General features: G+C 61.0%; 4 protein-coding genes and 1 pseudogene. All 5 read left to right on the top strand.

Going from position 1 to position 5,106, the window contains the following annotated elements:
• A partial coding sequence (gene accC / locus ACIF4X_RS27760) for an acetyl-CoA carboxylase biotin carboxylase subunit (protein WP_397484518.1) occupies positions 1-1,345 on the top strand: 1,345 nt, incomplete at its 5' end.
• Positions 1,346-1,592: 247 nt separating this feature from the next.
• Positions 1,593-2,471, top strand: coding sequence for a 50S ribosomal protein L11 methyltransferase (gene prmA / locus ACIF4X_RS27755; protein ID WP_007914600.1), 879 nt, complete (start codon positions 1,593-1,595; stop codon positions 2,469-2,471).
• A 30-nt stretch (positions 2,472-2,501) separates the two neighbouring features.
• Positions 2,502-3,767, top strand: a complete 1,266-nt coding sequence (locus ACIF4X_RS27750) for a DUF3426 domain-containing protein (RefSeq protein ID WP_397484517.1) — start codon at positions 2,502-2,504, stop codon at positions 3,765-3,767.
• A gap of 185 nt (positions 3,768-3,952) precedes the next feature.
• Positions 3,953-4,963 carry a tRNA dihydrouridine synthase DusB gene (gene dusB, locus ACIF4X_RS27745; RefSeq protein ID WP_150750037.1) on the top strand — a complete coding sequence of 337 codons (1,011 nt, stop codon included), beginning with the start codon at positions 3,953-3,955 and terminating at the stop codon, positions 4,961-4,963.
• Positions 4,960-5,106 (top strand): annotated as a pseudogene (locus tag ACIF4X_RS27740) (hypothetical protein); the annotation flags it as partial. The gene dusB and the pseudogene ACIF4X_RS27740, both read left to right, overlap by 4 nt.

The following is a 5,106-nucleotide window of genomic DNA, read 5'->3' as shown; positions in this document are numbered from 1 at the left end:
TCAAAAAGTGCTGAACGCGAACCTCGGTGAGATAGCCATGCGGATTCTTCGTGCCTGCAAAGAGATGGGCATCAAGACCGTCGCCGTTTACTCCAAGGCCGACAAAGAGCTGATGCACCTGGGTCTGGCTGACGAATCCGTCTGCATCGGCCCGGCGTCTGCCGCTCAGTCCTACCTGCACATCCCGGCCATCATCGCTGCCGCTGAAGTGACTGGCGCTACCGCCATTCACCCGGGCTACGGTTTCCTCGCGGAAAACGCCGATTTTGCCGAGCAGGTCGAGAACTCCGGCTTCGCTTTCATCGGCCCGAAAGCTGACACCATTCGCCTGATGGGTGACAAGGTCTCGGCCAAGCACGCGATGATCGAAGCGGGCGTGCCTACCGTTCCAGGTTCCGACGGCCCGTTGCCGGAAGACGAAGAAACGGCGCTGCGCATCGGTCGCGAAGTCGGCTACCCGGTGATCATCAAAGCCGCTGGCGGCGGCGGTGGTCGCGGCATGCGCGTTGTGCACAAGGAAGAAGACCTGATCGCCTTCGCCAAACTGACCCGCACCGAAGCTGGCGCGGCGTTCGGCAACCCGATGGTCTATCTGGAAAAATTCCTGACCAACCCGCGTCACGTGGAAGTGCAGGTTCTTTCCGACGGTCAGGGTCACGCGATCCACTTGGGCGACCGCGATTGCTCGCTGCAACGTCGTCACCAGAAAGTTCTCGAAGAAGCGCCGGCACCGGGCATCGACGAGAAGGCTCGCGAAGAAGTGCTGGCTCGCTGCGTCAAGGCGTGCATCGACATCGGCTACCGTGGCGCCGGCACTTTCGAGTTCCTGTACGAGAACGGTCGTTTCTACTTCATCGAAATGAACACCCGTGTTCAGGTGGAGCACCCGGTTTCGGAAAGGGTCACCGGTATCGACATCGTCAAGGAGATGCTCAGCATCGCCGCTGGCAACAAGCTGTCGTTCACGCAGGATGACGTGGTGATCCGCGGTCACTCGCTGGAATGCCGGATCAACGCTGAAGACCCGAAAACCTTCATGCCGAGCCCGGGCACGGTCAAGCATTTCCACGCCCCAGGCGGCAACGGCGTTCGCGTCGATTCGCACCTGTACAGCGGTTATGCGGTTCCGCCGAACTACGACTCGCTGATCGGCAAGCTGATCACTTACGGCGCCACCCGCGACGAAGCCATGGCCCGCATGCGCAATGCCCTGGACGAAATCGTGGTGGACGGGATCAAGACCAACATCCCGCTGCACCGTGATCTGGTTCGCGACGAAGGCTTCTGCAAGGGTGGTGTGAACATTCACTACCTCGAGCACAAGCTGGCTGCTGAGAAGCACTAAGCTTCGAGCCTGCACCAGACAAAGCCGCCTTCGGGCGGCTTTGTTGTTTCTGCGGGTTTCAAAAGCCCGCCATGGAAGTCACCGTGCAAGTCACCATGGAAGTCGCTGCACTCCCCCTGTAGGAGCTGCCGCAGGCTGCGATATTTTGATCTTCAACCATGTTCGTGTTCTGCCGCGCGCTCGCGTAAACTTGCGCGCTTCTCGCCGGCCGCTAGGCTGCAATCAATATTTTTCAAAGGTGCCCGCCATGCCTTGGCTGCAAGTACGTCTCGCCATCAGCCCGGAACAAGCCGAAACCTACGAAGACGCTTTCCTTGAAGTGGGCGCCGTGTCGGTGACCTTCATGGACGCCGAGGATCAGCCGATTTTCGAGCCGGAACTCAATACCACCCCGCTGTGGGCGCACACGCACCTGCTGGCGCTGTTCGAAGGCGGCACCGAACCAGCCCCGGTATTGGCCCATCTGGAACTGCTGACCGGCAGCCCGCTGCCCGAGCATCACAGCGAAGTCATTGAAGACCAGGACTGGGAACGCAGCTGGATGGACGGTTTTGAGCCGATGCGTTTCGGCCAGCGCCTGTGGATCGTGCCGAGCTGGCACGCCGCACCTGAGCCTGACGCAGTCAATCTGCTGCTGGATCCGGGCCTGGCGTTCGGCACCGGCACCCACCCGACCACCGCACTGTGCCTGGAATGGCTCGACGGTCAGGACCTGAAAGACTGCAATGTGCTGGACTTCGGCTGCGGCTCGGGGATTCTGGCCATCGCCGCCCTGCTGCTCGGCGCCAAGGAAGCGGTCGGCACTGACATTGACGTGCAGGCGCTGGAAGCCTCGCGCGACAACGCCGGTCGCAACAACATCGCCGACGAACTGTTCCCGCTGTACCTGCCAGAAGATCTGCCACAGGTTCAAGCCGACGTGCTGGTCGCCAACATTCTTGCCGGTCCGCTGGTTTCGCTGGCCCCGCAACTGTCCGGGCTGGTCAAATCCGGTGGACGCCTGGCGCTGTCGGGCATCCTCGCTGAGCAGGGTGACGAAGTGGCTGCTGCTTACGCGCAGGACTTTGACCTCGACCCGATCGCCAATCGCGATGGCTGGGTGCGCATCACCGGCCGTCGGCGCTAATATGACCGCCTGCATAATCCGGATCGCCGCATGACCGACAGCTTCGTCACCCAGTGCCCGCATTGCCAAACCAGTTTCCGTGTCAGCCATGCTCAATTGAGCGTGGCCCGCGGGGTGGTTCGCTGCGGCTCCTGCCTGCAAGTGTTCAACGCCGCCAAACAGCTGCTGGAACAACACGCCGGCAAGGACGCGGTGACGCCGGTTGCGCCGTCGATTGTCGCGCTGCCGGACGAAGTCCCGCCGGCTATCGCGCCGCCGCCCATCGTCGAACAACCCGAGCCGCGCGCCATCAGCCAAAAGCAGTGGAGCGCTTCGGAGCTTGATCTCGACAGCCTCGATCTGGACGAAGAACTCGCCCGCCTCGAACAACGGGAAATCCAGCCCGCCACCGAACTTGGCCGCCCGCGCGAAGAGTCCCTGAGTGCCCGTCGCGACAGCCCCGAGCCCGATGATGCCGCGTGGCCTGGCAGCCTGTTCAGCGAACCCGCCGATGAACGGATCCCTGAGCCGGACGACGAGCCACAAGTCGACGACATTGAGCCGCTCACCCGTGAACGCACCGAGCCCTCGCTGTCACTGGAACCGGTGGATCTGGATGACGAGCCGGCGATTCCGCATCTGCGCCTGCACGACCCGATCGACCCCAATGCTCGCCGCGAACGCGTGTCGGCCAGCGACGAAGTCGATGCTGACTTACCATCGATCGAACCGCTGCGCAAAAAGCGCGAGCGCGCAGAACCCGGCGTACGCGCCGAAGTCCTGCAAGATTTGACTGACGACCCACTGCAACTGGACTGGCAGAAACGCCGCTCACCGTGGGGCCGTCGCTTGCTTTGGCTGGTGTTGGTCCTGCTGGCGGCAGGTGGACTGGCTGCCCAGTACATCTCTTATCATTTCGATGAACTGGCCCGTCAGGATCAGTACCGCCCATGGTTTCAGCAAATCTGCCCGCAAATCGGCTGCACGGTACCGTCCAAGGTCGACATCGCCCGAATCAAGAGCAGCAATCTGGTGGTGCGCAGTCACCCGGAGTTCAACGGTGCGCTGGTGGTCGACGCGATCATTTATAACCGCGCGACGTTCTCTCAGCCCTTTCCATTACTGGAACTGCGCTTCGCCGACCTCAACGGTCACCTGATCGCCAGTCGTCGCTTCAAACCCGGCGAGTACCTGAGAGGTGATCTCGAAGGTCTGGCGGAAATGCCGCCACAGACGCCGATCCACATCGCGCTGGATATTCTCGATCCAGGCCCCAAAGCGGTGAATTACAGCCTGAGTTTTCACTCGCCCGAGTGAATCGCTTCACCGTTTCTGAATTGACGGCAGTTTTCTGACTTTGCAGCGCGCAACCAAACCGCTGGCAATAACAGAATAACTGTTCAGATTTTGTTCAATTCAGCCTTTATCCAGTCATCGAGAGCGGGTATCATGCCAACCCTTTTTCGAACTCTCATGATCCGGCCCCACCTCAGGGAAGTCCTATGTCGGCGGTACGCATCGGCCCATATACATTGCAGAACGGCTTGATTCTCGCCCCGATGGCGGGGGTTACCGACCAGCCCTTTCGTCAGCTGTGCAAGCGTTTGGGCGCAGGGCTTGTAGTCTCGGAAATGGTCACCAGTGACATGAGCCTGTGGAATACCCGCAAGTCGCGCCTGCGCATGATCCACGAAGGCGATCCCGAGCCACGCTCGGTGCAGATTGCCGGTGGTGATGCACAGATGCTGGCGGACGCAGCGCGGGCCAACGTCGAACTGGGCGCACAGATTATTGATATCAACATGGGTTGCCCGGCAAAGAAGGTCTGCAACAAGGCCGCCGGTTCGGCGTTGTTGAAAGATGAAGCACTGGTCACCGAGATCCTGCAGGCCGTCGTGGCTGCGGTTGATGTGCCGGTCACCTTGAAGATCCGCACCGGTTGGGATCGCGACAACAAGAACGGTCTGACCGTGGCGAAGATCGCCGAGCAGGCCGGGATCACCGCGCTGGCAGTGCATGGCCGCACTCGCGCCGATCTGTACAAGGGTGAAGCCGAGTACGACACGATTGCCGCGATCAAGCAGGCGGTGTCGATCCCGGTGTTCGCCAACGGCGATATCGATTCGCCGGAGAAGGCCCGTTACGTGCTTGACGCGACCGGTGCCGATGGCCTGTTGGTAGGCCGCGCCGCCCAAGGGCGGCCATGGATTTTTCGCGAGATCGAACACTTCCTGCGTACCGGCGAGAAATTGCCGGCGCCGGAGCTGATCGAAGTGGAACACATACTGCTGGAGCATCTGGCCGCACTTCACGCTTTCTATGGGGACGTGATGGGCGTGCGCATTGCGCGCAAGCATGTGGGCTGGTATCTCGCAACCTTGCCGGGCGCCAGGGAGTTCCGCGCCCACTTCAATCGTTTGGATGGTACGGAAACACAATGCGCCAACGTTCGGGAGTTCTTCGCCGAGCGTTACAAGAGCCTGACAGGGGACGAAGAAGGGGTGGCCGCATGACGATGATGACCGAGACTTTAGTGAGTGGAACAACACCCGTGAGCGACAACGTGAATTTGAAACAGCACCTCAATACCCCGAGCGAAGAAGGCCAGTCACGACAGCCTGACCGGTCTGCCAAACCGAGCGTTTTTCGAAGGGCG

Source organism: Pseudomonas sp. NPDC085632 (assembly GCF_044541255.1).
Lineage (GTDB): Bacteria > Pseudomonadota > Gammaproteobacteria > Pseudomonadales > Pseudomonadaceae > Aquipseudomonas.
The sequence above is the reverse complement of the archived record's forward strand: the minus strand, read 5'-3'. Positions and strand labels throughout refer to the sequence as shown.

What these genes read in the sequence shown, in the direction of transcription:
- dusB (WP_150750037.1), top strand. Translation starts at nt 3,953, where the DNA reads ATGTCGGCGGTACGCATCGGCCCATATACATTGCAGAACGGCTTGATT.
- prmA (WP_007914600.1), top strand. Translation starts at nt 1,593, where the DNA reads ATGCCTTGGCTGCAAGTACGTCTCGCCATCAGCCCGGAACAAGCCGAA.
- ACIF4X_RS27750 (WP_397484517.1), top strand. Translation starts at nt 2,502, where the DNA reads ATGACCGACAGCTTCGTCACCCAGTGCCCGCATTGCCAAACCAGTTTC.